This is a genomic window from Streptomyces sp. NPDC015345, assembly GCF_043078805.1.
GTDB lineage: Bacteria > Actinomycetota > Actinomycetes > Streptomycetales > Streptomycetaceae > Streptomyces.
The window spans coordinates 55,818-79,780 of the sequence record NZ_JBIBTX010000003.1; the positions used below are offsets into that span (position 1 = coordinate 55,818).

Annotated in this window: 24 protein-coding genes; 8 read left to right on the forward strand and 16 right to left on the reverse strand. The window is 71.2% G+C overall.

Going from position 1 to position 23,963, the window contains the following annotated elements:
* Positions 1-10 precede the first annotated feature (10 nt).
* On the reverse strand, positions 11-994 hold the full coding sequence (locus tag ACF062_RS12570; protein WP_392137765.1) for a tetratricopeptide repeat protein: 984 nt from the start codon (positions 992-994) through the stop codon (positions 11-13).
* Positions 995-1,298: 304 nt separating this feature from the next.
* On the opposite strand from ACF062_RS12570, the gene ACF062_RS12575 reads away from it, so the two are divergent.
* Positions 1,299-1,937 (forward strand): TetR/AcrR family transcriptional regulator, encoded by a 639-nt coding sequence (locus tag ACF062_RS12575; protein ID WP_392137766.1) that lies wholly within the window; start codon positions 1,299-1,301, stop codon positions 1,935-1,937.
* A gap of 41 nt (positions 1,938-1,978) precedes the next feature.
* Here ACF062_RS12575 and ACF062_RS12580 read toward each other — a convergent pair whose 3' ends face one another.
* Both ACF062_RS12580 and ACF062_RS12585 read right to left on the reverse strand, forming a co-directional pair.
* Positions 1,979-2,983: a GDP-mannose 4,6-dehydratase gene (locus ACF062_RS12580; protein WP_392137767.1), complete on the reverse strand. Its 1,005-nt coding sequence runs from the start codon at positions 2,981-2,983 to the stop codon at positions 1,979-1,981.
* Positions 2,980-4,125 (reverse strand): glycosyltransferase, encoded by a 1,146-nt coding sequence (locus tag ACF062_RS12585; RefSeq protein WP_392137768.1) that lies wholly within the window; start codon positions 4,123-4,125, stop codon positions 2,980-2,982. Before ACF062_RS12585 ends, ACF062_RS12580 begins: the two co-directional genes overlap by 4 nt.
* Positions 4,126-4,198: 73 nt before the next feature.
* On the opposite strand from ACF062_RS12585, the gene ACF062_RS12590 reads away from it, so the two are divergent.
* A complete protein-coding gene (locus ACF062_RS12590; RefSeq protein WP_392138829.1) occupies positions 4,199-4,933 on the forward strand; it encodes a response regulator transcription factor in 735 nt (244 codons plus the stop codon).
* The gene (locus tag ACF062_RS12595; RefSeq protein WP_392137769.1) at positions 4,930-6,327 is read left to right on the forward strand and encodes a sensor histidine kinase; all 1,398 of its coding nucleotides are present in this window, start codon (positions 4,930-4,932) and stop codon (positions 6,325-6,327) included. The genes ACF062_RS12590 and ACF062_RS12595 overlap by 4 nt, the downstream gene beginning before the upstream one ends.
* Here the strand turns inward: ACF062_RS12595 and ACF062_RS12600 are convergent.
* From ACF062_RS12600 to ACF062_RS12615, 4 genes are all read right to left on the reverse strand, one after another.
* Positions 6,317-7,408 (reverse strand): alpha/beta fold hydrolase, encoded by a 1,092-nt coding sequence (locus ACF062_RS12600; RefSeq protein WP_392137770.1) that lies wholly within the window; start codon positions 7,406-7,408, stop codon positions 6,317-6,319. The genes ACF062_RS12595 and ACF062_RS12600 overlap by 11 nt on opposite strands.
* Before the next feature lie 159 nt (positions 7,409-7,567).
* Positions 7,568-9,268: a methylmalonyl-CoA mutase gene (locus ACF062_RS12605; protein ID WP_392137771.1), complete on the reverse strand. Its 1,701-nt coding sequence runs from the start codon at positions 9,266-9,268 to the stop codon at positions 7,568-7,570.
* A 74-nt stretch (positions 9,269-9,342) separates the two neighbouring features.
* Positions 9,343-9,675, reverse strand: coding sequence for a DUF3817 domain-containing protein (locus ACF062_RS12610; protein WP_392137772.1), 333 nt, complete (start codon positions 9,673-9,675; stop codon positions 9,343-9,345).
* A gap of 66 nt (positions 9,676-9,741) precedes the next feature.
* Positions 9,742-10,251 (reverse strand): MarR family winged helix-turn-helix transcriptional regulator, encoded by a 510-nt coding sequence (locus ACF062_RS12615; protein ID WP_223776824.1) that lies wholly within the window; start codon positions 10,249-10,251, stop codon positions 9,742-9,744.
* A 200-nt stretch (positions 10,252-10,451) separates the two neighbouring features.
* Here ACF062_RS12615 and ACF062_RS12620 point away from each other — a divergent pair, with 200 nt between their 5' ends.
* Positions 10,452-11,489 carry a glycoside hydrolase family 6 protein gene (locus tag ACF062_RS12620; protein WP_392137773.1) on the forward strand — a complete coding sequence of 346 codons (1,038 nt, stop codon included), beginning with the start codon at positions 10,452-10,454 and terminating at the stop codon, positions 11,487-11,489.
* A gap of 30 nt (positions 11,490-11,519) precedes the next feature.
* Here ACF062_RS12620 and ACF062_RS12625 read toward each other — a convergent pair whose 3' ends face one another.
* The 7 genes from ACF062_RS12625 to ACF062_RS12655 form a co-directional block, all read right to left on the reverse strand.
* A complete protein-coding gene (locus ACF062_RS12625; protein ID WP_392138831.1) occupies positions 11,520-13,487 on the reverse strand; it encodes a galactose oxidase-like domain-containing protein in 1,968 nt (655 codons plus the stop codon).
* Between the two features lie 12 nt (positions 13,488-13,499).
* Positions 13,500-15,362 (reverse strand): glycosyltransferase family 2 protein, encoded by a 1,863-nt coding sequence (locus ACF062_RS12630; RefSeq protein ID WP_392137774.1) that lies wholly within the window; start codon positions 15,360-15,362, stop codon positions 13,500-13,502.
* 658 nt (positions 15,363-16,020) lie between these two features.
* Complete coding sequence (locus ACF062_RS12635; RefSeq protein ID WP_392137775.1) at positions 16,021-16,668, reverse strand: TetR/AcrR family transcriptional regulator; 648 nt, start codon at positions 16,666-16,668, stop codon at positions 16,021-16,023.
* Positions 16,665-17,345 (reverse strand): DUF4166 domain-containing protein, encoded by a 681-nt coding sequence (locus tag ACF062_RS12640; RefSeq protein ID WP_392137776.1) that lies wholly within the window; start codon positions 17,343-17,345, stop codon positions 16,665-16,667. Before ACF062_RS12640 ends, ACF062_RS12635 begins: the two co-directional genes overlap by 4 nt.
* The gene (locus tag ACF062_RS12645; protein ID WP_392137777.1) at positions 17,342-18,052 is read right to left on the reverse strand and encodes a hypothetical protein; all 711 of its coding nucleotides are present in this window, start codon (positions 18,050-18,052) and stop codon (positions 17,342-17,344) included. Before ACF062_RS12645 ends, ACF062_RS12640 begins: the two co-directional genes overlap by 4 nt.
* A gap of 153 nt (positions 18,053-18,205) precedes the next feature.
* Complete coding sequence (locus ACF062_RS12650; RefSeq protein ID WP_223776818.1) at positions 18,206-18,499, reverse strand: MTH1187 family thiamine-binding protein; 294 nt, start codon at positions 18,497-18,499, stop codon at positions 18,206-18,208.
* The gene (locus tag ACF062_RS12655; RefSeq protein ID WP_392137778.1) at positions 18,496-18,840 is read right to left on the reverse strand and encodes a DUF3817 domain-containing protein; all 345 of its coding nucleotides are present in this window, start codon (positions 18,838-18,840) and stop codon (positions 18,496-18,498) included. The genes ACF062_RS12650 and ACF062_RS12655 overlap by 4 nt, the downstream gene beginning before the upstream one ends.
* Before the next feature lie 166 nt (positions 18,841-19,006).
* On the opposite strand from ACF062_RS12655, the gene ACF062_RS12660 reads away from it, so the two are divergent.
* The 4 genes from ACF062_RS12660 to ACF062_RS12675 all read left to right on the forward strand — a co-directional run bounded on the left by ACF062_RS12660 (position 19,007) and on the right by ACF062_RS12675 (position 21,696).
* Positions 19,007-19,645: an AIM24 family protein gene (locus ACF062_RS12660; RefSeq protein ID WP_392137779.1), complete on the forward strand. Its 639-nt coding sequence runs from the start codon at positions 19,007-19,009 to the stop codon at positions 19,643-19,645.
* Between the two features lies 1 nt (position 19,646).
* The gene (locus ACF062_RS12665; protein WP_356574319.1) at positions 19,647-20,297 is read left to right on the forward strand and encodes an AIM24 family protein; all 651 of its coding nucleotides are present in this window, start codon (positions 19,647-19,649) and stop codon (positions 20,295-20,297) included.
* Complete coding sequence (locus ACF062_RS12670; protein ID WP_392137780.1) at positions 20,294-21,100, forward strand: AIM24 family protein; 807 nt, start codon at positions 20,294-20,296, stop codon at positions 21,098-21,100. Before ACF062_RS12665 ends, ACF062_RS12670 begins: the two co-directional genes overlap by 4 nt.
* A 119-nt stretch (positions 21,101-21,219) precedes the next feature.
* Positions 21,220-21,696 (forward strand): MarR family winged helix-turn-helix transcriptional regulator, encoded by a 477-nt coding sequence (locus ACF062_RS12675; RefSeq protein ID WP_392137781.1) that lies wholly within the window; start codon positions 21,220-21,222, stop codon positions 21,694-21,696.
* A gap of 31 nt (positions 21,697-21,727) precedes the next feature.
* On the opposite strand, the gene ACF062_RS12680 is transcribed toward ACF062_RS12675, so the two are convergent.
* Together ACF062_RS12680 and ACF062_RS12685 are read right to left on the reverse strand one after the other, a co-directional pair.
* Positions 21,728-23,158, reverse strand: coding sequence for an ATP-binding protein (locus ACF062_RS12680; RefSeq protein ID WP_392137782.1), 1,431 nt, complete (start codon positions 23,156-23,158; stop codon positions 21,728-21,730).
* Positions 23,155-23,874 carry a response regulator transcription factor gene (locus ACF062_RS12685; protein ID WP_392137783.1) on the reverse strand — a complete coding sequence of 240 codons (720 nt, stop codon included), beginning with the start codon at positions 23,872-23,874 and terminating at the stop codon, positions 23,155-23,157. Before ACF062_RS12685 ends, ACF062_RS12680 begins: the two co-directional genes overlap by 4 nt.
* Positions 23,875-23,963: the final 89 nt, after the last annotated feature.

Genomic DNA, 23,963 nt, shown 5'->3' on the forward strand with positions numbered 1-23,963 from the left:
GCCGCGTGGCTCAGAAGAGCACCCGGGCGAGCGCCGTGCGCGCCGCCGTCACGCGCGGGTCGTCCGAGCCCACCACCTCGAAGAGTTCGAGCAGCCGCACCCGCGCGGCGTCGCGGTCGTCACCGGCCGTGCGCCGCACCGTGTCGATGAGCCGCCCGAAGGAGTCCTCGACATGACCGCCCACCAGATCCAGGTCGGCGGCCGCGATCTGGGCCGCGACATCCGCGGGCCGGTCGGCGGCGGCCTTGCGGACCTGCTGCGGGTCGAGGCCCTGCACGCGCTGGAGCAGTTCGGCCTGGGCGAGACCGAGCTTGGCCTCGGTGTTCGCCGGGTCGTCGCTGAGCACGTTCTTGTACGCCTGTACGGCGCCGGCCAGGTCACCCGCGTCGAGCGCCTGCACGGCCGCTTCGAGCAGGGCGTCGTAAGGACCGGCGGGCACCTCGGCCGGCGCGGGGGCCTGCTGCCCCTGGGCGTCGGCGTCGACCACCAGGCCGGTCAGGCCGAAGCGCTCCTCGCCGACCTGGATGAGCTGGTCGAGGGTCTGGCGGATCTGCGCCTCGGGGGCCGCGCCCTGGAAGAGGGGCAGGGCCTGCCCGGCCACCACCGCGAAGACCGCCGGGATCCCCTGGACCCCGAACTGCTGCATCAGCATCTGGTTGGCGTCGACGTCGATCTTGGCGAGGAGGAAGCGGCCGTTGTACTCCTGCGCGAGCCGCTCCAGAAGAGGGCTCAGCTGCTTGCACGGCTCGCACCACTCGGCCCAGAAGTCGATGACGACCGGGACCTCGGTGGAGCGCTGGAGGACCTCGCGCTCGAAGCCCGCCTCATCGACATCGATGACGAGGCTCGACGGGGCGATCGCGGCGCCCGCCGCGCCCCCGCCCTGCCGGGCCGCTTCGGCGCGCGCCTGCTCCGCCTTCGCCTTGGCCTCCTGGGCCGCCTTCACCGCGGCGAGGTCGACGACTCCGCTCATGGACATGTTCCGTGGCTGCATGAGTACATCCTCCCCCAAGCCGTGCGGGAACCGCGCCCGTCCGTGACCCCCCGCCGGATTGCGGGGCCACGGAGGCCTTGGTCCAAGGTCCCGAGGAGGACCGGTGGTTGGCCCGGGGTCCCCACCCCGTGCCGTCGTGCGTGTGTGCGAGGTTGCCGTTCGTGGTTGCCGCTCATGGCTTTCGCTACGGGTCGTAGCGTAACCGGCGGGCCCCGGGCGTGAACAGCCCCCGTCGGTGATCTCCCTCACTGCCGGTGCACAAGGGGTCCCTGGCCGGTCCGTACCGACCGGTATGGTCGCGGCCATGCAGAGCCGTACGTCCACCACTCCACCCTCCCGCACCGGCGGCCGCCCGCGCAGCGCGACCGCCGACGCCGCGATCCTGGAGGCGACCCGGCAGGGCCTCGTCGAACTGGGCTGGTCCAAGCTGACGCTCGGCGCGGTCGCCACGCGCGCGGGGGTCGCCAAGACCACCCTGTACCGGCGCTGGGCGGGCAAGAGCGAGCTGGTCGTGGACGCGGTGGCCGAGCTCTTCGACGAGCTGGAACTGCCGGACCGGGGCAGCCTCGCCGCGGACATCGAGGGCGTGGTCCTCCAGTTCGCGGCGCTGCTCGGCCGCCCCGAGACGAAGACGGCGCTGATGGCGGTGGTCGCGGAGTCCACCACGGACGAGCCGCTGCGGCACCGCATCCGGGAGTCCATCGTCGACCGCCAGAAGCGGCTGGTCCTCGCGGGGCGCAAGCGGGCGCAGGAACGGGGCGAACTCCCCGTGGAGCCGGACGCGTCCGCCGCCGCCCGCACGGCGGACCTCATCTTCGACGTCATCGCCGGCGCGGTGGTCCACCGCGCTCTGGTCAGCGCGGAACCGGTGGACGCGGAGTGGGCCCGCCGCTTCACGTTGCTGTTGCTGGGCGGCTTGGCGGCGGCACAGACCGCCCCGTAGTCGCCCCAACCCCCCACCACCCCGCACCCCACAACCGCGCCTCACACCTGATACCGCTCCGGCGCGAACAACCGCAGGTTCCCCGCGACCCACTCCGACGTCCGCTTCAGCCCCTCCGTAAGAGACACCTCCGGAACCCACCCCGCCCACTCCCGCGCCCGGGAGTTGTCCGACAGCAGCCTCTCCACCTCACTGCCCGAGGGCCGAAGCCGCGCCGGGTCGACCACGACCGACGCCTCACGCCCCGATGCCGAGATCAACGCCTGCGCCAGCTCCCCGATGGAGATCTCCCGCCCCACCCCCAGATTCACCGCGTGCCCGAGCGCCCGGTCACACACCGCCATCGCCATGAACCCCCGCGCCGTATCCGTCACGTACGTGAAGTCCCGCGTGGGCGTCAGCGACCCCAGCCTGATCTCCCGCGCACCCGCGTGCAGCTGCGCGAGGATCGTCGGGATCACGGCCCGGGCCGACTGCCGGGGGCCGTACGTGTTGAAGGGCCGCACCACCGTCACGGGCAGCTCGAAGGCATGCCAGTGCGAGAGCGCCATCATGTCGGCGCCGATCTTCGACGCGGAGTACGGGGACTGCGGCTGGAGCGGGTGGTCCTCACTGATCGGCGCGGTCAGCGCCGTCCCGTACACCTCGCTGGTGGAGGTGTGCACGAGCCGCCGCACACCGTGCCGCCGACAGGCCTCCGCGACGTTCTCGGTGCCGACGACGTTCGTCTGGACGTACGCGCCCGGGGAGTCGTACGAGTACGGGATGCCGATCAGCGCGGCGAGGTGGAAGACGGTGTCGCACCCGGCGACCGCGTCCATCACACGCCCCGCGTCCCGCACGTCCCCGGCGATCATCTCGACCCGCGGGTCACCGAGGAGATGCGCGAGGTGGCCCTTCTCCGCGTACGGCTTGTAGTGGACGAAGGCGCGGACCTTCGCGCCCGCTTCGAGGAGCAGGTCGACGAGGGTCGAGCCGATGAAGCCCTCGGCTCCGATGACGAGGACGGTGCGGTGCTGCCAGGAGAAGGCGGTGGGCGTGGTCATGCGTACTCCAGGTGAGGGGTGACGTGGGCGAGGTGAAGGACCCGCTCGGCGAGCAGGCCGGCGGCGCGGGCGTGCGGTCCGGGGTCGGCGGCGCCGCTCATCGCGGTGAGCCGGGCCGGGTCGGCGAGCAGCGGGCCGACCAGCTCCGCGAGACGGTCGGCGGTGGTCTCGGCGTCGGGCAGCAGGAGGCCGGCGCCCGCGTCGGTCAGGACGCGGGCGTTGTGGGTCTGGTGGTCGCCGGGCGCGTGCGGGTAGGGCACGAGGACGGCGGGGACCCCGGTGGCGGCCAGCTCGGCGACGGTCGCCGAGCCCGCGCGGCAGACGACCAGGTCGGCGGCGGCGTAGGACAGGTCCATGCGGTCGAGGTAGGGGACGGCGCGGGCCACCGATGCTCCGCCCGAGGCCGTGAGCCGGGCACATGTCTCCACCAGCGCGGCGGGGCCGGTCTTGATGAGCAGCTGAACGTCCGCCCGGTCCCGCCACCGTCGCGCGAGCCCGACCGCGGCCTCCGTGAGCCGGGTGGCGCCGAGGCTCCCGCCGTTGAAGAGGACCAGGCGGGCCCCGTCCGGCACGCCGAGCGCGCGCCGCGCCTCGGTGCGCAGCGCGGCCCGGTCGAGCGCGGCCAGCGGCGCGGCGATCGGCATGCCGGTGGTGTGCGCGCGGTCGCCGCCCGGCAGGTGCGCGCGGCTGCGGTCGAAGGCCACCGCGATGTTCGGGGTGAGGCGGGCGGCGAAGCGGTTGGCGCGCCCCGGCACGGCGTTGGACTCGTGGATGAGGCTCGGCAGGCCCGCCATGCGGGCGCCGACGATGACCGGGGCGCTGGGGTAGCCGCCCATGCCGACGGCCACCTGGGCGCCCTGCTCGCGCAGGATGGCCCGGCACTGGGCCCCGGACTTCAGCAGCGCGGCGGGCAGCAGATAGCGGCGGGCGCCGAGCGAGGGGTCGAAGGGGATCATGTCGACGGTGTGCAGCCGGTACCCGGCGTCCGGTATCAGCCGGGTCTCCAGGCCCCGCTCGGTGCCGACGAAGGAGATCACCGCGCCCGGCACGGCGCGGCGCAGCGCGTCGGCGAGGGCGAGGCCCGGATAGATGTGGCCGCCGGTGCCGCCCGCGCCGATGACGACGGAGAGAGAGGTTCGCATGGCAGTGGAGCTTCGCGCGGGGGTCTAAGAGGGTTTTAAGAGCCGCGTTTGGCACCTTTGGTCCATGAGCTTCATGAGCGGCACGAGCTTGACCGGCAGGGGCGGCGGGCCCGATCCCGTACCGCACAAGATCCTCGTCGTCGACGACGACCCCGAGGTCCGCGCCGCCGTCGAGGACGCCCTGACCGTCGAGGGGCACCTGGTGCGGGGCGCGGAGGACGGCCACCGCGCGCTCACGGCGGTGGCCCGCTGGCAGCCGGACCTGGTGGTCCTCGACGTGCTGATGCCCGTCATGGACGGCCTCGCGGTCTGCCGTCAGCTGCGCGCGGCGGGCGACCGCACCCCCGTGCTCGTCCTGACCGCCCTGGACTCGGTGAGCGAACGCGTCGACGGCCTGGACGCGGGCGCCGACGACTACCTGGTCAAGCCCTTCGCCCTGGACGAACTGGTCGCCCGCGTGCGGGCCCTGCTGCGCCGAGCGAGCCCGGAGCGGGCCACGGACTCCGGTGACGACCTCGCGTACGGTGATCTCGTCCTGGACCCCGCCACCCGCACCGGCCGACGCGGCGGGCGCCGGATCGAGTTCAGCCGCACCGAGGCCGCCCTCCTGGAACTGCTGCTGCGCAACGCCGGGCAGGTGCTGCCGCGCGAGCTGATCCAGCAGACGGTGTGGGGCCGCGACTTCGGCCCGGACTCCAACTCCCTCGCCGTGTACGTCGGTTACCTGCGCCGCAAGCTGGAGTCTGGCGGCGAGGCGCGGCTCGTCCACACCGTGCACGGCGTCGGCTACCGCCTGGGCTCCCCGTGAGCGCGCGGCGCGGGCTCGGCGCGCGCTGGCGGCGCCGCAGGCCGTTGCGCACCCGCCTCGCGGTGGCCGCGGCGGCGGCCGTGGCGCTGGTGGCGGTCGGGGTGTGCGCCGCCGCGTTCTTCGTGATCCGCTTCAAGCTGTACCAGCAGCTGGACCAGAACCTCGCCCAGTCGGCGACGCTCACCGTCCAGCAGCACCGCGACGAGGGCCCCGGCGTGATGGCGGGCGAGTGCCGGTTCCTCGGGGCGCCCGCCTGCTCCCAGATCGTCCCGGCGGACTCCGCCGACGATCCGGCGAAGCCGTATCTGCTGCCGGTGAGCGGGGCAACACGTGAGGTCGCCGCCGGCCGGCGGGCCCCGTACTACGCGAGCTTCACACTCCCCGGCGGCAGGCCGGGCCGGATGTACACCACCACCTTCGGCGACGGCGAGGCCGTGCAGGTCGCCCTGCGGGCCGACATCGCCGAGCGCGGGGTGCGCCAGGCCGCGACACTGCTCGCCGCGGTGGGCGGCGCGGGCGTGCTGCTCTCGGCGGTCGGCGGCTACTGGGTCTCGCGCACCGGCCTCGCCCCGATCACCCGGCTCACCGCCACGGCCGAGCGCATCGCCGCCACGCGTGACGCCCGGCACCGCATCGAGCTGCCGCCGGGCCGGGAGGGCGGTGACGGCCGCCAAGATGAGGTCACGCGCCTGGCCGCCACGTTCAACACGATGCTCGCCGAGCTGGAGGAGTCCGTCGCGGCCCGCCGCCGCCTGGTCGCCGACGCCTCCCACGAACTGCGCACTCCGCTGACCGCGCTGCGTACGAACGCCGAGCTCCTCGCCAAGGCGGACCGTCTCACCGCGGCGCAGCGGGAGCGCGCGGCCGGGGCGCTCGGCCGCCAGCTGCGGGAAGTCACCGGCCTGGTGAACGACTTGATCGAGCTGGCCAGGGAGGAGGAGCCGCAGCCGCTGCTCGAGGAGGTGCGGCTCGCCCCGCTGGCCGCCCACGCGGTGGACGCGGCGCGCGGCCACTGGCCCGCCGTCCCCTTCACCCTCCAGGTCGCGCCGGAGGCGGCGGACCTCAGCGTCCCGGGGGTACCGGCGCGCCTGTCCCGGCTGCTGACGAACCTCCTGGACAACGCGGCCAAGTTCTCCCCGCCGGGCGCTCCCGTCGAACTCTCCCTGACGCCGTGGGAGTTGACGGTGCGCGACCACGGTCCGGGCATCGCGGAGGAGGACCTGCCCCACGTCTTCGACCGCTTCTACCGCGCCGAGAAGGCCCGCGCCCTGCCCGGTTCGGGCCTCGGCCTCGCGATGGCCCGCCAGATCGCGCACGCGCACGGCGCGGAGCTGACGGCCGAGCGGGCGCCGGGCGGCGGCGCGCTGTTCCGCCTCGCGCTGCCTACTCCTTAGCCCACGCGCAGCTGCCGAGCGTGGCGCTGCCCTTGGCGACGAGGCGGTCCGCCTCGCGCGCGACGAGGACCCGCGTGTGCTTGCCCTTGCAGACGACCGTCCGCTCGCCGTGCCCCGCCAGGTCCACCAGGATCTGGTCCCAGTGCCGGTACTGCACGTCGTGCCCGGAGTCGTCGTACGTCCGCACCTTCGGCGTACCCGGCAGCTCCCGCCGCCACGTCTCGATCGTCGACGGGGGCACGGTGGTGTCCTTCTTCCCGGCGTAGAGGTAGACCGGCGCGTCCAACTCCGACAGGTCGGGGCCGGGACGCTCGCAGTACAGCCGCTGCTCGTGCACCTGGGGCGCCGGGTCGGACCGCTGGCCGCGCTGGTTGTAGGTGCGTGCCCCCTCCTCGTACGCCGTGTCGGCGAAGCCGGGGATCGACTTCACGGCGCTGTCGTCGGGGAAGGCCCACCACTTGCGGGGGTCCTTGATCTGGTCCCGCACGGCGGCGGTCAGCGTGTCGTCGGACAGGTCGCAGAACGCGGGCCTGGCGCCGTAGGGCGGGAGCGCCGCGGCGAGGTGCAGCGCCGAGACGCGGTCCGGGGCCTTGGCGGCGAGCTCCGCGGCGTAGGGGCCGCCACCCGAGATCGCGACGACGGCGAAGTCCTTCACCTTCAGCCGGTCCATGACCGCGAGGGCGTCCTCGGCGAAGTCGGCCTTGCCGAGGCCCTTGTCGAACTCCGTGTCGCCGAAGCCGTTGCGCTCGACGGAGATGAGCCGCAGGCCGAGGTCCTCGCGCGTGCTGCGGAAGAAGTCCGTCATGTGCGCGGCGCGGGCACTCGTGCCGGTGCCGCCGATGTACAGCACCGGCCGGCCGTCGCGCGGCCCCTGGTCGATGTAGTGGACGGTGCGGCCGCCGGCCGGCTTCGCGGCGCGCACCTCGGGGCCGAGCGAGTCGAAGTCGTCCTGCACCTTGGGCTCGGGCGGCGGGCTCGCGCTGACCTCACCGGACCCGCCCACCAGCAGCGCCCCGAGGACGGTGAGGGTGGCGGTTCCTATGGCGATGGCGGCGGTGCGGGCGTGGCCGGTCGAGGTCACGGACGACTCCAGGGCAGGGAACACGGGGACGCGCCGCGCCTACCCATCCCCAGATATCTAAACCTGCGGATTCCGGCGCCGCCCCGAAAGGGGCGCCGGGAACCGCGCGCCCAGCCACATCAGACCCGCGGCTCCCCACTCACCGGAACACCCCGGCGCCTAGAACCCCGGCGGCTCCGTATAGACCCCCCACTCGTCCCGGAGGACCCCGCAGATCTCCCCGAGCGTCGCCTCCGCCCGCACCGCCTCCAGCATGGGGCCGATCATGTTCGACCCGTCCCGCGCCGCCGCCAGCATGGCGTCGAGAGAGCCCCGCACCAGCGCATCGTCACGCCGCCCCTTGCGCTCCGCGAGCTCCCGCACCTGCTCCCGCTCGACCTCATGGCTCACCCGCAGGATCTCCAGGTCACCGGTGACGGAGCCCTCCAGGCAGTTCACACCGACGACGCGCTTGTCGCCCTTCTCGACGGAGCGCTGGTACTGGAAGGCGGACTCGGCGATCTCGCCGGTGAACCAGCCGTCCTCGATGCCGCGCAGGATGCCCGAGGTGATCGGGCCGATCGGGTGCCGGCCGTCGGGGCGGGCCCGCCGTCCCCGCTCCCTGATCTGCTCGAAGATCTTCTCGGCGTCGGCCTCGATGCGGTCGGTGAGCTGCTCGACGTACCAGGAGCCGCCGAGCGGGTCCGCCACGTTGGCGACACCGGTCTCCTCCATCAGCACCTGCTGGGTGCGCAGCGCGATCTCGGCGGCCTGCTCGCTCGGCAGGGCGAGGGTCTCGTCGAGGGCGTTGGTGTGCAGGGAGTTCGTGCCTCCGAGCACCGCGGCGAGTGCCTCCACGGCGGTGCGTACCACGTTGTTGTACGGCTGCTGGGCGGTGAGGGAGACACCGGCGGTCTGGGTGTGGAAGCGCAGCCACTGGGCCTTGTCGGTCTTCGCGCCGTACTCGTCGCGCAGCCAGCGGGCCCAGATGCGGCGGGCGGCCCGGAACTTGGCGATCTCCTCGAAGAAGTCGACGTGGGCGTCGAAGAAGAAGGAGAGGCCGGGCGCGAAGACGTCGACGTCCAGGCCACGGCTGAGCCCCAGCTCCACGTACCCGAAGCCGTCCGCGAGGGTGTACGCCAGCTCCTGCGCGGCCGTCGCCCCGGCCTCGCGGATGTGGTAGCCGGAGACGGAGAGCGGCTTGTAGGCGGGGATGTCGCGCGCGCAGTGCTCCATCAGGTCGCCGATGAGACGCAGGTGGGGCTCGGGCTGGAAGAGCCACTCCTTCTGCGCGATGTACTCCTTGAAGATGTCGGTCTGGAGCGTGCCGTTGAGGATGCCCGGGTCGACCCCCTGGCGCTCGGCGGCGACGAGATACATGCAGAAGACGGGCACGGCGGGCCCGCTGATCGTCATCGACGTCGTCACGTCGCCGAGGGGGATGTCCTTGAAGAGGACCTCCATGTCGGCGGCGGAGTCGATGGCGACGCCGCAGTGCCCGACCTCGCCGAGTGAGCGGGGGTCGTCGGAGTCGCGGCCCATGAGCGTCGGCATGTCGAAGGCGACGGAGAGCCCGCCGCCGCCGTTGGCCAGGATCATCTTGTAGCGCTCGTTCGTCTGCTCGGCGTTGCCGAAGCCCGCGAACTGGCGGATGGTCCAGGTCCGGCCGCGGTACCCGGTGGCGTGGAGCCCGCGCGTGAAGGGGTACTCCCCGGGCCAGCCGATCCGCTCGAACCCGTCGTACGTGTCGCCGGGGCGCGGCCCGTAGACGGGGTCGACCGGGTCGCCCGAGAGCGTGGTGAAGTCCGCGTCGCGCTTGCGGGCCTTGTCGTAACGGGCCTGCCAGCGTCGGCGGCCTTCCTCGATCGCGTCAGCGTCCATACCCCCGAATTTACTAGGACGTCCTAGTAAAAGTCGATGGGCAACCGCCGTACGAATCCGTACGGCGGCAGCTGTTACGCCTTCGCGGCGACCGGAGAGCCGTCGGTGATCAGCGGCTCGACGTCCTGGGCGACCTTGCGCTCGACGAAGAAGGCGGCGGTCGGGATCGTGCCGGAGACCAGCACCCACAGGAGCTTGCCGAACGGCCACTTCGCCTTGGAGCCCAGGTCGAAGGCGAAGATCAGGTAGATGATGTACAGCACGCCGTGCACCTGCGACACGACGAGCGTCAGACCCTCGCCCTTGTCGAAGCCGTACTTGAACACCATGCAGGCGCACAGCACGAGCAACATGACGGCGGTGACATAGGCCATCACCCGGTAGCGGGTCAGCACGCTTCGCTTCATGCGTACGAGCGTAACGGCCCGTCTCGCGTGATCTTCGCCGCCCCCGCCCGAGCGGAACGCGGGCCTCTACTTCTCCTCGAAGTCCCGCGCGGCGATCCGCAGCGGCCGCAGCATGGCGAAGATCTCCGCGCACTCCTCGGCGTCGTACACCCCGAGCCCGAAGTCCATCGCCATCAGCTCGCGCGTGGCCGCCTCGACGACCTCGCGGCCCTTGTCGGTGATGGAGGCGAGGGTGCCGCGGCCGTCGTTGGGGTTCGGGCGCTTGTCGACGAGGCCGGACTTCACGAGCCGGTCGACGGTGTTGGTCACGGAGGTGGGGTGCACCATGAGCCGCTCGCCGATCTTCGACATCGGCAGCTCGCCGGCCTGCGAGAAGGTGAGCAGTACCAGCGCCTCGTAGCGCGCGAAGGTCAGTCCGTACGGCTTGACGACCGCGTCGACCTCGGCGAGCAGGATCTGGTGCGCGCGCATGATCGAGGTGATCGCGCCCATGGCCGGGACCGATCCCCAGCGCTGCTTCCAGAGCTCGTCGGCGCGGGCGATCGGATCGAAGGGAAGGCTGAGCGGCTTCGGCACGCCAAAGACCTTACCCGCCGGTCACATGCTGGTCAGCACCGTCTCGCAATTCGGGCGTACGTTCCTTCGAAGCCCTGGGCCGACCCGCTGACCGCCCGATATGCCGTGCGGGCGGAGCCGGTGTCGCACAAGGGGATGATTAGCCCCATATGCAACGATTGCCGGGCTGACTGACCGTCACCGTCGCCCAAGGGGTCTGGATGTACCGGCTGCTCCGCACGTTCACGGCACTCACGGCTCTCACCGCCATCGGGCTCACGGCGGGCTGCTCCTCGGGATCCGGTTCCACGGCCGACCCCGCCAGGTCACCGGCCGCCGACGTCGCCGCCGGGCCCTCGACCGACGCCGCGAAGGCCCCGGGCACGTTCTGGGTCGACCCCGACAGCCCCGCCGCCCGCCAGGTCGAGAAGTGGGAGCGGCAGGGCCGCACCCAGGACGCCGAGGCCCTCAAGCGGATCTCCGAGCAGCCGCTGGCGGTGTGGCCCGCCGGCGACGACCCGGCGCCCGACGTCAGGGCGGCCACCGAAGGCGCGACCAAGGACGGCCGTACGGCGGTGCTCGTCGCGTACAACATCCCGCACCGCGACTGCGGCCAGCACTCGGCGGGCGGCGCCCACAGCTCCGCCTTCTACCGGCAGTGGGTGGACGCCTTCGCCGGGGCGATCGGCGACGCCCCCGCCGTGGTCGTCCTCGAACCCGACGCGATCCCGCATATCGTGGACGGCTGCACCCCCGCCGAGTACCACGCCGACCGCTACCAGCTGCTCTCCGAGGCGATCGAGCGGTTCAAGCGCCAGCCGAAGGTGAAGGTGTACCTCGACGCCGGGAACCCCGGCTGGATCACCGACGCGCACAAACTCTCCGAGCCGCTCATCAAGGCGGGCATCGCGCGGGCCGACGGCTTCTCGCTGAACGTCTCCAACTTCCAGAGCGACGAGGTCACCAAGGCGTACGGACGCACCCTGTCGGCGACGGTCGACGGCAAGCACTTCGTCATGGACACCAGCCGCAACGGCAGGGGCCCGCTGGCCGGCGACCGGGAGGACGCCTGGTGCAACCCGCCCGGCCGCGGCCTCGGCACACCGCCCACCGACCGCACGGGCGACCCGCTGCTCGACGCCGTCCTGTGGATCAAGCGGCCGGGCGACTCGGACGGCCCGTGCCGGGGCGGCCCGGCGGCGGGGCAGTGGTGGCCGGACTACGCGCTGGGGCTCGCGCGCAACGCCAAGGAGGCGTGAGCCGCCTTCCCCCCGCGGCCTTCGCGCCCGTCAGCCCTCCCGGCCCACGTGGATCCACTTCGCCTCGGACGACGTGCCGTCCTTGTCGGTGACGAACAGCATGTACCAGCCCGGCGGGACCAGCGCCGCGTCGCGCACCGGGACCTCCACCGTCACCGACCCCTTGCCCTTGGTGACCCCCAGCGCGATGGAGCGCTGCTCGACGTCCGTCGTGTGCGTCACCGCGCTCGGCCGCATCAGGCGGGCCGAGACGATGTCCCCGGGACGGTCGGCGGCGAACGTCGCGCGGCCGTCCGCCGCCAGCTGCTCCGGGCCCTCGCCGAGCACCGGCCGGTTCTTGCCGCCCCTGTGCAGCGCCGGCGGCGTGAAGATCTCCATGCGCTGCTCGAAGTGGCCGAGCTTGGTGTTCTGCTGGTTGTCGAAGAGGGGGTCCGAGCCGAAGGTGACGACGCGGCCGTCGGGCAGGAGCAGCGCCTCGGAGTGGTAGTTGCGGCCCACCTTGGGTGCCGCCGCCTCACGGAAGACGTTCTGCTTGGGGTCGTAGAACTGCGCCCTGAGGATGTTGCTGGCGCTGCGGCCCCGGTAGTCGGAGGAGCCGTTCGAGGTGAACACCGAGTCGTCCGGCATGATCACGCTGTTCAAGTAGCGTGTTCCCTCGGGCAGTTGGGGTCCGGTCTTGAAGGACGGGTTCTCCTCCTTGAGGTCGATCACGGCCGTGCGGCGCGTCGCCTTGTCGGACTCGCCCACTCCCCCGCCGCCGAGGATCATCACCTTCTGGTCCTGCGCGGGCGGCAGCAGCACGGACGCCGACGTCTCCGTCTGGTCCATGTCGGTCAGCCCGGGGACCTTCTCGAACTTGTTCGTCTCCAGGTCCCACAGCCCCGGCTCGCGCCCCTTGTCTGCGGGCCCGTAGCCCGCGTTGGACGCGGGGTAGAAGAGCTTGCCGCCCTTGGTGAGGAAGAGCGCCGGGTAGGTGGGGAAGTACCGCTTCGGGCCGTCCGTCCACTTCTTCGTCTTCGGGTCGTAGATCTCGTTGTCGCCCGGGTCGATCACGCCCACGTCGTCGAGACCGGAGACCGCGAGCACCTTGCCGTCCTCCAGGCCGACCAGCGTCGGGTACCAGCGGGCCTTCTTCATCGGCTGGACCGGCACGTACCTCTCGGCCTTGGGGTCGAATTCGTACGCCGCCCTGATCCCCTGGAAATCCTGCTTCTCCATGTCGATCTTCTCGGCGATGCCGTACGTGTTGTCGGCCTCGTCGCCGGTCAGGCCCTCGATCTCGTACTGCGCCGTCGTCTCGTTGACCGACTGCTCGCCCGGCTCGAGCGCCTCGACAAAGACGCGCGCCTCGCTCGCCTTGATCTGCGTCTTCCAGGGCTCCATCTCACCGGTCTTGGAGTACGAGATCTTGAAGTCCCGCTGGGCCTTCGGCACCTGGACGTCGAACTTGCTGACGTACTCGATGCCGGACGGTGAGCGGAACTTGGTGCCCTTCTTCAGGAACACCGCCTTGTCCGGGTTCTCGTTCTTCACCCGCATGCCGCCGCCGGCCCGCTCCACCTCGCCGTCGAGCAGTTCATAGCGCGCGGTGCCACCGGCCACCAGGAGCCGCCCGTCCGGCAGTTGGGCGTGGCCGGAGCAGAAGAAGTCCTCGGGCGTGGCGATCTTCTTGAAGGTGTTGTTCTTCGGATCCCACAGGACCGTGTCGAACGACCCCGCGTCGAATTTCTTCTGCTCGTTGCCCGAACCCGCCACGATCAGCACCTTGCCGGTGTGCAGGAGCGCGGCGTGGATGGCGTTGGTGCGGAACTCCTTGGGGATGTCGACCATCTTCCAGGAGCCGTACTTCGCCTTGTAGCCGGGCCGGGAGATCTTGTACTCGTGGTACTGCTCCTCGGCGAAGGAGAGCGCGGCGGGGGCGTTCAGCCCCACGAGCAGCGCGCCCGCGCCGACTCCGATGAACGTCTTCCTCGTACGCCTAGAGGGCCGGTAGGCCATGGGTGCCATGTGTCAGTTCCCTCCTGTCGTCGTGCCGGTGGCGAACGCCGGCTCAGGCTCGCCCTCCGCCTCCGGGACCGGATGTCCGGCCTCCCGGCGCGCCTCCCGCTCCTGCCTGGCCTGCCTGCGCTCCTTGGTGACGGTGAACGTCCACACCGCGACCGGGGCCAGCGAGATGGCCATCGCGAGGACCGCCCAGGTGCGCATCGCCACATGCGTGTGGCCGAGTACGACGGAGACGACCAGCGAGGTGGCGAGCAGCACCGCCCAGAAGAGGTGGATGCGGAAGGTCAGCAGCCGGTCCGGGCTGGCGTCGTTGCCCTTCGGTGTGACCACGAAGCGGCACGGGCGGCGCATGACGGCCGCGCCGAGGGACTTGGCGTAGATGGGTGCGGAGAGCGCCGACATCGCCATGCCGGCGAGGCCTCCCGACCCCGCCGGCTCGTGCGGGGAGACGTTGTGACGGCGGTTCCACAGGTAGAGGCCGATCTGGAGGGCCGCCGCGTCGCTGTAGAGCATCAGCCACACCGAGGCCGCCACCTGGGTGCCGGACGCGCCGAACCACAGGAAGAGGATGCAGCTGAGGATGCCGAGCAGCCAGTTGACGGCCGTCATCGGGTAGTACACGAGCATCAGCGTGTACGAGAAGAGGCGCCCGGGAGGCATCGTGAACGGCGCCTTCCAGAACTGCTTGAACAGCGTCTCGTACGTGCCGCGCGACCACCGCATCTGCTGGGTGAAGAAGTCCGTCCACGAGGCCGGGCCCTCGCCGACCGCCAGGACGTCGGGGGTGTAGACCGAGCGCCAGTGGTTGTGGGTGGCCGGGTTGCGGCGGCGGTGCAGTTCGAAGCCGGTCGCCATGTCCTCGGTGATCGAGTCGTACAGGCCGCCTACCTGGGTGAGCGCGCTGATGCGTACGACGTTGTTGGTGCCGACGAACATGGGCGCCCGGTAGCGGTTGCCCGCGCGCTGGATGAGCGCGTGGAAGAGGAACTGCTGGGACTCCGCGGCCTTGGTGACCGGCGTCTCGTAGTTGCCGTACACCTGCGGTCCGACGACGAACGCGACGTCCGGGTCACGGAAGTAGCCCATCATCCGCTCCAGGAAGTTGGGGAGCGGGATGTGGTCCGTGTCGACGGACGCGAAGAAGTCGTACTCCGCGTGGTGCATCGCCAGCCAGGCGTTGTAGTTGCCGTGCTTGGTGCGGGCCTTGTGCGGGCCCTTCTCGCGGTTCCACTCCGGTATGCCGAGGCGCGTGAAGTGGCGCACGCCCAGCTCTTCGCAGAGGGCCTTCGCGTCGGGGTCGTTCCCCTCGTCCAGGAGCCATACGTCCAGGGGGCCCGGGTGGTGTATCCGGACCGCGCCCTCAAGGGTGGCCCGGACCATGGAGAGGGGCTCCTTGCCCGGCACGTACGTGGTGAGGAAGGCGACGCGGGTGCCTGCCTCCGGTGTCACCGGGATCGGGTCCCTCGCGACCAGCGTGGCGTGGGCGATGGATATGACGTTGACGAGCATGAAGAGCTCGATCAGGCCGATGGCCACGAGCATCGTGACGTCGAGGCCGATCAGCCAGCGTTCGCCGCCCTCGCGTTCGGTCCAGTGGGTGGGCCATACGAGGTAGACGAGCAGGAGGCCCGTGAGCACGGGGGCCAGCGTCATCAGGAACACGGCCCGTATTCGATGGGGCTCCGAGGAGAGAAGCTTGCGGTACTGGACCCGATAGCCGCCGCCGTTGCCGCCGCCGTCCTCGCCGCTGCGCGGCTCGGTGAGCGGGCCGGCGAGCGTGCTGTGGGTGTCGTAGTCGTAACCCTCCGGCTGCCGCACAGCGCCCTCCAGGTTCTGGTGACTGGTGATCGAACGAGCCGATACCCCCACCAAAGTGGAGTTTCCATGACGTGTCGAACCGGGTGCGTCCGTGCGGGCGGTTTTGGGGTGGGGGGGTTTGGTGGGGTTGCGGTGGGGCGGGGGGTCTGCTGGTGACTCCGTCGGTTGGGCGGGGGCGGCTGGGTGTGTGTCTGCTGGTCGCCTTGGGTTCGTCTGTGGGGACGGGGCCGCGGGGGTATGTCCGTGCTCGCCATCTTGGCGCGGGCGTCTCGCTGCTTCGGGGCCCTGACGACCACCACTGTGCTCCGCGCGCACATACCCCCACGTCCCCTCCGGCACGTACGCGGCTGCGGGCCGTCGTCACCTGCCCTGCTGCTCCTCCATCGCCGTCTCACGGCCGAGAAACCAGGCACCCGCCTCGCCCCCTACCCCGACACCTCACCACCGAGAAACAGACACCCCCCACCCCACCGTCCCGACGCCGAGCAACGGACACCCCCCGCCCCTACCCCGACGCCTCGACGCCGAGCAACGGCCACCCCCCGCCCCTACCCCGACATCTCGACGCCGAGTAACGGGCGGGTGGGTGGGAGACGTCCGGCGCGGAGCGGCGGGATAGGGGATACCGCCGGGCACCCGTTCGCGGCGGGGCAGGAGGGGTACCGCCAGGCCACCCACCCGCCAGGGACACCGCCGGGCGACCGGCAGGTCAGAGGCGCCGCAGGCGGTGGCGGACCGCGCGCTGGGCCAGGGGCCCCAGGTCCTCGACCGCGGTCACCAAGAGGGACAGCCGCTCCAGCGCCACCAGCGCCCGCTCCGTACCCGCCGAGTCCACCCCCTCGTACAGCTCCATGCCCACGAACGACGCCGCCACCGCCCGCGCCAACCCCACCGGATCCGCGAACTCCCCGAGCGGCGACGCCCCGAGCACCCGCGTCAGGACCTTCTCGATCTCCTCGATCCACAGCGCGAGCCCCGCCGCCGTCGCCGCCGCGAGCCGAGGCTGCGTCTGCGCGCCGGCCAGCAACTGCCCGAGGACCGCGACATGCCCCGCCGCCCGCTCCTCCTCGTGCATCTCACGCCCGAAGGAGAGCAGTTCCGAGAGGGAGCCGATCGACGCCAGCCGGTCCCGGTAGCGGGCCACCCGCTGCTCGGTGCCATGGCGGCAGGCCGCCGAGAGGAGTTCGTCGACCGAGCCGAAGTGGTAGAAGACCAGCGCCTGGTTGACCCCGGCGGCCGCCGCGATGGTCCGCGCGGACGTCTTGGCGATGCCCTGCTCCGTGAGCGTGCGCAACGCCCCGTCGAGCAGCTTCTCGCGGGTCTCCTGCCCCTTCGCGGGATCCTTGGCGGCACTCACGCGCGCGCCTCCTCGCGGACGGGCCGCAACCCTGGCCGCACCCCACACGTACGGACGTCGGTGTACGTCGCCTCGAACGACCCCTCGTATCCGAAGAGCGGCCCGAAGCGCCGGTTGACGACCCGGACCTGGATACGGAAGCGCCCGCTCTCGTCGTCGTACGACTCGCGGACCTCGGCGTCACCCCCGATCAGTGCGGGCACCCGGCAGTCCACGGGGCCCTCCCGGAACCGGTGCTCTCCGGAGCGGATCACGAGCGAGCCGTCCGGCTCGGCCCGGAAGTGGAGGTCGCTGGCGAGGTGCTGGTGCGTGCCGAGGTAGTCGAGCACGCGGTCCCCCTTGGGGCTCAGGACCATCTGGGCGTCGAAGCGGCGGGGCCCGCCGGGAAGGTCGAAGGTGCGCACGAAGGTCACCGTCTCACGGCCGTACGTGTCGACGTATGGCACGTTCTCGATGATGAAGGGGACGGCGCGACCCTGGCGCGGGACGAGGATGTTGCGGGTGCCGCCGACCGCGAGGAACGGTTTCACGAAGCCCCCGCCGTGCCAGATGCGGTCCATCACGCCCCTGCCCGTACAGGCCTCGCCGCTCGCGAGACCCACGGAGAAGCGACGGCGCAGCTGCGGGTGCAGGCGTTCGAAGTCGGCGCCCATCACGGTTTCGAAGATCGATGTCATGAGCGCGGCTCCTTGGCGGTGGCGAGGGTGGACAGGACGCGTGGGGCACGCGCGCGTGCCGGCGGGGTACGCAGACAGCGGCGGGCGGCGGGGGTGATGGGCAGCGGCGGCAGGATCACCGCGAGCGCCGCTGCCGCGAGGGCCGTCATGGGGGCGAGGAGGACCGCCGCCGCGACGAGCAGGGCGCGCAGGGCGACCTCGGCGGCGGCGTGGACGAGGGCGCGTTCGGGGGTGATGCCCCGCTCCAGCCAGAGCCTGAGGCGGTCGAAGGACCAGGCCGTCGCCCAGCCCATCAGGGGGCGGAGGGCCGCGCGGTCCGCGAGGGCACCGAGGCGGCCCCAGCGCGGGCGGTAGTCGTATCCGGTGAGGAAGCGGATGCCGTCGCCGTCCGGCTCGGGCACGTAGCGCCAGTAGCCGCTGCCTTCTTCGAGGAGGGAGAGCGGATGCGGGGACGCGAAGCGCAGGGCGGAGGTGCGGGTGCCGTCCGAGCGCCGCTTCTCCCCCGCGCTGATCCCGGTGCCGGCGATGGTCACAAAGGGCAGCACGCGCGTGGCGTACCGGAAGTGCTGCGGCTCGCCCTCCGCGCACGGCAGGTAGCTGATCTCGGTGAAGCGCAGGTCCCAGCGCTGGTGCTGGCCGGGTTCCTGAGTGCGGGCCCAGAGGTCGTCGAGGTCGGCGCGTATCCGTGTCTCTATGTACAAGCTCATCCGAAACCCCCACGTCAGCTTGTTCTTGAGCGAGTGCTCAAGAGAAAGGTAGCGGGTGGTTGAGCAGTCGCTCAAGTCGCGGTCCGGATCCTCTTTATGGCGACAGAAAAAGCCCCCGCCGGGAGGCGGGGGCTCTGCCTGTATGCGCGACGGCTATGCGGAGAGGTGGCGCTCCACGGTCTCGACCTTGGAGGTGAGGCCGTCCGTCACGCCGGGGCGGATGTCGGCCTTCATGACGACCGAGACGCGCGGCGCCCGCGCCTCCACCACGGCGACGGCACGCTTGATGACGTCCATCACCTCGTCCCATTCGCCCTCGACGGACGTGAACATCGCGTCGGTCGTGTTCGGCAGCCCCGACTCGCGGACGACCCGGACGGCGTCGGCCACGTACTCGCCGACGTCCTCACCGACGCCGAGCGGGGTCACGGAGAAGGCGACGATCATGCGTTGACGATCCCTTCCTTGCGGGCGCGCGAGGCGATCACCGCGGCCTCGGCCTCCCGCTTCAGCTTGCGCTCGGCGAAGAAGCCGCCGGTCGGCAGGACGGAGAGGACGAAGTACAGGGCACCGGTCTTGACGTCCCACTTCGTGCGGTTCCAGGCATCCAGCCAGAAGAGCACGTACAGGACGAAGAGCACGCCGTGGATCATGCCCATCGCCGGCACGGCGTTGAACTCCGTGGTCCGCTTGAGCACCGAGCAGACGAGCAGCAGCAGGAAGGAGACGGCCTCGGGGGCCGAGACCAGGCGGAGGCGGCGGAGTGCGGAAGCGGTCTTGATGTCCACGGGTCACCTTCGGTGAGTGGGGCAGCGGGCGGGGGCGGGCTCGGGCGGCGCCGATCTTGTGAACGCGCGCACAAGCGACCCCCATTGTGACATCGGGGTGCTCTCCGGGTTCGCTCAGGGGACTTCACCCTGTTCTGGGTGGGTACGCGGCGGCTACCGTCGATTCGTGGCTACGTTCCGGCTCCAAGGGAGCAGAGTGCTCGCCGTCGACATGACCGGCGACGCCGTGAAGGCGAAGAACGGCTCGATGGTCGCCTACGACGGCCAGATGGCCTTCAAGAAGATGTCCGGCGGCGGTGAGGGCATACGCGGCATGGTGACCCGCCGCGTCACCGGCGAGCAGATGACGGTGATGGAGGTGAAGGGACACGGCACCTGCTGGTTCGCCGACCGCGCCACCGAGATCAATCTGGTGCGGCTGAGCGGCGAGAAGCTGTACGTGGAGGCCAGTAATCTGCTGTGCGCGGATGCCGGCCTGCGCACCGGCACCAGCTTCACGGGGCTGCGCGGGGCGACGCAGGGCAATGGCCTCTTCACGACCACCGTCGAGGGCACGGGCCAGGCTGCCATCGTCTCCGACGGGCCGGCCGTGGCGCTGCGGGTCTCCCGGCAGTATCCGCTGACGGTCGACCCGGGGGCGTACATCGCGCACCAAGGGGACGTCCGCCAGAGCTTCCAGTCCGGCGTCACCTTCCGCACCTTCATGGGCGAGGGCGGCGGCGAGGCCTTCCAGATCCGCTTCGAGGGCGACGGCCTCGTCTACGTACAGCCCAGTGAGCGCACCACGATCGCGGGGGACGTCTGACATGCCCTTCCGGGAGATCAACGCGAAGATGGTCGAGGCGACGGTCCAGCCGGGCGCCAAGATCTTCAGTCAGCGCGGCGCCATGCTCGCCTACAAGGGAGACGTCTCGTTCACGCCCAACGTCCAGGGCGGGCAGGGCGGCCTCGCCTCCATGATCGGCCGCCGGGTCGCGGGCGAGGCGACGCCTCTGATGACCGTCGAAGGCAGCGGGACGGTCCTGTTCGGGCACGGCGGCCACCACATCCAGGTGATCGGCCTCTCCGGAGACACGCTGTACGTGGAGGCGGACCGCCTGCTGGCCTTCGACGGCACGCTCCAGCAGGGCACGATGTTCATGGGCTCCCAGGGCGGCGTCATGGGCATGGTGCGCGGCCAGGTCACCGGTCAGGGCCTGTTCACCACGACCCTCAAGGGGCACGGCGCGGTCGCCGTCATGGCGCACGGCGGCGTCATCGAGGTCCCGATCACCCCGCAGCGCCCGGTCCACGTGGACCCCCAGGCGTACGTGGCACACCACGGCGACGTGCGCAACAGACTCTCCACTGCGCTCGGCTGGCGCGACATGGTGGGCCGCGGCTCCGGCGAGGCGTTCCAGCTGGAGCTGTCGGGCAGCGGCGCGGTGTACGTCCAGGCCTCGGAGGAGAAGCTGTGAACCCCAACGTCTCGACCCCGGCGGGCGCGCCCGCGGTCTTCGACCCCCTGACGCTGCCGAGCGACGACAACGTCAACGCGTACATCTTCTGCGTGGAGCTCAAGGGAAACCAGTGGTTCCTCCAGAAGGGAAAGATGATCGCCTACTACGGGCGGATCGACTTCAACGGCATCGGGCACGGCCGCCTCGACCGGCTGGTCCGGACCAGTTTTCATTCGCCGTTGCACGCAAGTGACTGGGTCGTGGCGGACGGCCAGGGCAAGATGCTCCTCGCCGACCGGGCCTTCGACGTGAATTCGTATGACTTGAATGAGGGCAACCTGACCATTCGCTCGGGCAACCTCCTCGCTTTTCAGCCAACTCTCGCGCTGAAGCAGTCGATCGTTCCGGGGTTCCTGACGCTGATCGGCACCGGGAAGTTCGTGGCCGCGTCGAACGGCCCCGTGGTGTTCATGGAGCCGCCGATCCGCGTTGATCCACAGGCGCTCGTGGGGTGGGCCGACTGCCCTTCACCGTGCCACCACTACGACCACGGTTACCTCACAGGGGTGATTGGGGGCGTGCGGGCACTGACCGGCGTCGGTGGCACCTCCGGCGAGGAGCATCAGTTCGAGTTCGTGGGCGCCGGCACGGTGCTGCTCCAGTCCACCGAGGCACTCATGCCCGAGCGGGCGGCGGGAGGGGCGCCGGACCAGGAGGGGGTGCCGGGAGGGAGGAGCGCTCCCACTCAATCGGGTCAGCCGTCGGGGGCACCGCGCCTTCCCGGACAACTGGGAGACCTCCAGCGTCGCTTCGGGCTGTGAGCGGTAGTCTGCGGAGTGTGACGGCGAACGCCTGTGCCCCTCCCCATGACCAGGGGATGCGAGGCGCGTCACATCCCACCATTCGTTCACCTTTCAACTTCTTAGGTAGAATCGATTCCATGGAGACCGAGACGGCCCCGCAGTGGCTGACCGACGAGGAACAGTGCGCTTGGCGCACCCACGTGGAGGTCAACAGGATGCTGACATATCAGCTCGAAAAGGACCTTCAGCCGTTCAACCTGACCATGAACGACTACGACATTCTCGTGCATCTCTCCGAATCGGAAGACCTGCGGATGCGCATGAGCGACCTCGCCGCAGCCACTCTTCAGTCCAAGAGCCGCCTCTCCCACCAGATCACCCGTATGGAGAACGCGGGCCTGGTACGCCGGGAGAACTGCGAGTCCGACCGGCGCGGCCTCTACACCGTCCTCACCGAGGAGGGCATGGAGACCATGCAGAAGGTGGCCCCGCACCACGTCGCCTCCGTGCGGCGGCACTTCGTCGACCTCGTCTCCCCCGAGGCGCTCGGCGAGCTGCACAAGGCCCTGACCCCGATCGCGGAACATCTGCGCTCCCAGCGCGGCAAGCCCTGACGCACGCCGCGGCGACCGGCCGTACCGTCCCTCAATCCGCCGACGACTGAGGGCTGGGCAGCCGGAGCTCGAAGCACGCACCTCCCGACGGCGCCTCACCGACCACGAGCGTGCCGCCATGCCGCGCCGCCACGTCCCGCGCGATCGCGAGGCCGAGACCGGCCCCGCCCTCGTCGCGGGTCCGCGCGTCATCCAGACGGACGAACCGCTCGAAGATCCGCTCCCGCTCGCCCGGGGGCACCCCGCTCCCGTCATCGGACACCTCAAGGACCGCCCACATGCCATCGGTCCGCGTGGTGACCGTGACGCGGGAGCGGGCGTGCCGCTGCGCGTTGTTCAACAGATTGCCGAGCACCCGCGCCAACTGACCGCGGGAGCCAGCCACTTCGACGCTCTTGAGATCCGTGTGCACGTCCACACGGTCACGGGTGCGCTGCGAGAGCTCCTCCCGGACGAAGGCCGCCAGATCCACGCGCGCCCCGCCGGGCTTCTCGCCCGCGTCGAGGCGGGCGAGCAGGAGCAGGTCGGCGGCGAGCCCCTGGAGCCGCACGGTGTCCTCGACCGCGCCCTCGACGTCCAGCAGCTCCGGGTGCGCCGCGCCCACTTCGAGCTGCGTGCGCAGCGAGGCGATGGGGCTGCGCAACTCGTGCGAGGCGTCCGCCACGAAGCGCCGCTGCCGCTCCACGGAGGTCTCCAGGGCGGTGAGCGTCTCGTTCGTGGTGCGGGCGAGCCGGGCGATCTCGTCGTGCGTGTCCGGCTCGGGCACGCGGCGCGCGAGGTCCTCCGACGCCGTGATCGCGGACATCTCCGCGGTGATGGCGGCCACCGGGCGCAGCGCCCTGCGCGTCACCAGCCAGGTGACGCCCGCCACGACACCGAGCAGCAGGGGGAAACCGATCAGCATGGACGTCAGCGCCGTGGACACCGCGCTCTGTTCGTCGGCCAGGGAGCCGCCGGCGTAGACGGTGAGGTCACCCTTGTCCTCCGTGCTCACCTCGACGGCTGCGAAGCGGTAGTCGCCGCTCTCGCCGTCGACGGTGGCGGAGCCGTCGGTGTACTCGGCCTCGTCGTCGATCTCGCCGGTCTCGCCCGGCTCGGGCCTCTCCCCGTCACTCCCACCGCCGGCCGGGCGGGCCGCGGGGCCGGGCTTGACCGCGTCGGACCCGGTGCCGCTGATCCGCTCCAGGTCCTCGCTGGCCGCGACCAACTTGCCGTTCTCGTCGACGACTTGGACCGGCGCCTCGTCGCCGTCCGGCAGGTCGAGATCGCCGTACGGGCGGTTGGCCACGAGTTGCGAGGCGACCTCGCGGGCGGCGGCGTTCGCCCGGCCGTCCGCCTGGCCGGTGAGGTTGGCGCGCAGCGAGAAGAGCACGGCGGCGCCCGCCGCCACCAGGGCGAGGGCCACGACCAGGCTCGCGCCGAGCGTGGCGCGGGCCCGCACGGAGCCGAGGAGCCGGCTCATCGCGGGGCCTCCAGGCGGTAGCCGGCGCCGCGCACCGTCTTGATGAGGCCGGCGCCCAGCTTGCGGCGCAGGGTGCTCACGTACACCTCGACGATGTTCGGGTCCCCCTCGTACGCGAAGTCCCAGACGTGCTCCAGGATGTCGCCCTTGGAGACGACCTCCCCGGCCCTCAGCACCAGCTGCTCCAGAACCGCGAACTCCTTGGTGGTGAGGACCACTTCGCCCTCACCGCGGAAAACGCGGCGCGCGGCCGTGTCGACCCTGAGGTCGCCGAGGGTGTGGAGCGGCGACGGGCCGCCGTTGCCGCGGCGGCGCAGCAGCGCCTTCACGCGGGCCACGAGCACCACGTACGAGAACGGCTTGGTGAGGTAGTCGTCGGCGCCGGTGTCCAGCCCCTCCGCCTCGTCGTACTCGCCGTCCTTGGCGGTGAGCATCAGGATGGGCACGTCGTTGCCCGCGGCGCGCAGGGTGGAGCAGATGCGGTATCCGTTCATGCCGGGCAGCATGATGTCGAGGACGATCAAGTCGTACGTGCCCTCGCTCGCCCGGTGCAGTCCGTCGATGCCGTCATGGACGACGTCGACGGCGTAGCCCTCGGCGGTCAGGCCCTTGGCGAGTGACAGGGCCAGTCGCTTCTCGTCCTCCACGATCAGGAGTCGATAGGTGTGGCGCGTAGCGCCTCCGGCAGGGTGGTGGTGGGAGACGGGTGGGCGCATGCGTCAAGGGTGGCAGAGCGAACCTGAAGAGTTCTTCAGGAGGCCGAAGCTGAAGAAGTCTTCAGGCGGCTTCAGCTTCGGTTCAGGAA

Bases quoted from the DNA above. Each gene is read 5' to 3' on its own strand.
- ACF062_RS12570 (WP_392137765.1), bottom strand. From the start codon at position 994: ATGCAGCCACGGAACATGTCCATGAGCGGAGTCGTCGACCTCGCCGCG.
- ACF062_RS12575 (WP_392137766.1), top strand. From the start codon at position 1,299: ATGCAGAGCCGTACGTCCACCACTCCACCCTCCCGCACCGGCGGCCGC.
- ACF062_RS12580 (WP_392137767.1), bottom strand. From the start codon at position 2,983: ATGACCACGCCCACCGCCTTCTCCTGGCAGCACCGCACCGTCCTCGTC.
- ACF062_RS12585 (WP_392137768.1), bottom strand. From the start codon at position 4,125: ATGCGAACCTCTCTCTCCGTCGTCATCGGCGCGGGCGGCACCGGCGGC.
- ACF062_RS12590 (WP_392138829.1), top strand. From the start codon at position 4,199: ATGAGCGGCACGAGCTTGACCGGCAGGGGCGGCGGGCCCGATCCCGTA.
- ACF062_RS12605 (WP_392137771.1), bottom strand. From the start codon at position 9,268: ATGGACGCTGACGCGATCGAGGAAGGCCGCCGACGCTGGCAGGCCCGT.
- ACF062_RS12610 (WP_392137772.1), bottom strand. From the start codon at position 9,675: ATGAAGCGAAGCGTGCTGACCCGCTACCGGGTGATGGCCTATGTCACC.
- ACF062_RS12620 (WP_392137773.1), top strand. From the start codon at position 10,452: ATGTACCGGCTGCTCCGCACGTTCACGGCACTCACGGCTCTCACCGCC.
- ACF062_RS12625 (WP_392138831.1), bottom strand. From the start codon at position 13,487: ATGGCCTACCGGCCCTCTAGGCGTACGAGGAAGACGTTCATCGGAGTC.
- ACF062_RS12640 (WP_392137776.1), bottom strand. From the start codon at position 17,345: ATGACATCGATCTTCGAAACCGTGATGGGCGCCGACTTCGAACGCCTG.
- ACF062_RS12645 (WP_392137777.1), bottom strand. From the start codon at position 18,052: ATGAGCTTGTACATAGAGACACGGATACGCGCCGACCTCGACGACCTC.
- ACF062_RS12650 (WP_223776818.1), bottom strand. From the start codon at position 18,499: ATGATCGTCGCCTTCTCCGTGACCCCGCTCGGCGTCGGTGAGGACGTC.
- ACF062_RS12665 (WP_356574319.1), top strand. From the start codon at position 19,647: ATGCCCTTCCGGGAGATCAACGCGAAGATGGTCGAGGCGACGGTCCAG.
- ACF062_RS12675 (WP_392137781.1), top strand. From the start codon at position 21,220: ATGGAGACCGAGACGGCCCCGCAGTGGCTGACCGACGAGGAACAGTGC.
- ACF062_RS12680 (WP_392137782.1), bottom strand. From the start codon at position 23,158: ATGAGCCGGCTCCTCGGCTCCGTGCGGGCCCGCGCCACGCTCGGCGCG.
- ACF062_RS12685 (WP_392137783.1), bottom strand. From the start codon at position 23,874: ATGCGCCCACCCGTCTCCCACCACCACCCTGCCGGAGGCGCTACGCGC.